Raw genomic sequence first — 1,242 nt, 5'->3', positions numbered from 1 at the left:
TTTCCATTCTTTTCAAGGAGGTCGGCTGCACCGCCTAAATCCTCCCAGTAGTCGCCGGCCTGCCAGCTTACAAAATCCTCATACCAAGCTGTTTGCTTGTTGAGCACGTCAGGAAGGACATAGGATTCACCTTCCTTCATGATGAAAGGTCCGCCGCCGTCAGAAGCTTTGAGGATGCGAAACCTGTTTCGCGCCAGGCCTTGCCGAAAGCTTGACCATGTCGCGATCTTCTGGTCGGGCGCAGCAATGTTTTCGCGCGCGAAGGCCTCCTTGAGATACTGCTTGAGCAGGTCCGTGGGAGTGAACATCAGCCAACTGTGAGAGTGATCCACGGCATTGTCGGCACTGCTGTTGTCGGTCAAGCGCCGTTCATCGTCATCAAGATAGACACGATCGACCTTCTGTCCCAAACGCCGGATCAAGGTCGTGGTTTTGCCCGTGCCGGGCGGTCCTATAATCAGCAACTGACTGTTGAGGGGCAACCGGAAAATCTCGTCCTGATAGCGATCCAGGATCGGTTGGTCACGCAGGCCCATCTTCGTGATGACACTGCGCCGGATGCCTTCAATGATGTTGGTTGCTTGCTCATCGATAGCCAAAATACTGTCGAGGATGGAGCTATCTTCCCCGACGGCAATATGCACGGCGAGTGCATCGAGCATGGAGATGACGGTAATGGGCCCGTAGAATTCGCCCTCCAGAATGGAGTTACGCGAGTCCCACTGGCCCTGGCGCTCATGAGGATGAAGGATCGCCTTCTCGATGATCTCGACAGACTGAACGCCACCAGGGGTTCGGATATCGAAATCGTCGCCCACATCCAAGGACGCCAGCCGGCCCATCAACGAATTGCGTCCAGCGAAGCGTTTGTCTCCGCCGGGGCTTCCTGAAGCCGTTCCACGGCAAATGTAATAGATGACGATCTTTCCATCGTCCTGACGTGCTACCACCCTGGCGATGGCCGGTTCTTTGGCGAGCAGTTCGAGAGCACGGCGGTTTGCGCTGTCGACGTTGCCCAGGGCCCTGACGGCTTCGCCTGACGTAAAGGTGTTCACGCTGGCGAGCGCCGTCGGGCCGGTGGAGTATGGCTCGCCAAGCGCCGAACGTGCGTCCTTGGAAATTCTCTCGAAAACGTCGAGGCTTTCGCTCGAAACCCGTTCGATCTGATCCTGGTAGTTCGTGACCATTCCCATCTCCCTGCCGATTGTTCTTATTCTTGGATTGGGCTGCTATGTGCAACCA

General features: G+C 56.3%; 1 pseudogene. It reads right to left on the bottom strand.

The window, feature by feature from the left end:
• A pseudogene (locus tag EOC06_RS37450) lies at window positions 1–1,187 on the bottom strand (hypothetical protein); the annotation flags it as partial.
• Window positions 1,188–1,242 lie beyond the last annotated feature (55 nt).

It is taken from the genome of Mesorhizobium sp. M7A.F.Ca.MR.362.00.0.0 (assembly GCF_004023175.1).
GTDB lineage: Bacteria > Pseudomonadota > Alphaproteobacteria > Rhizobiales > Rhizobiaceae > Mesorhizobium.
The sequence above is the reverse complement of the archived record's forward strand: the minus strand, read 5'-3'. Positions and strand labels throughout refer to the sequence as shown.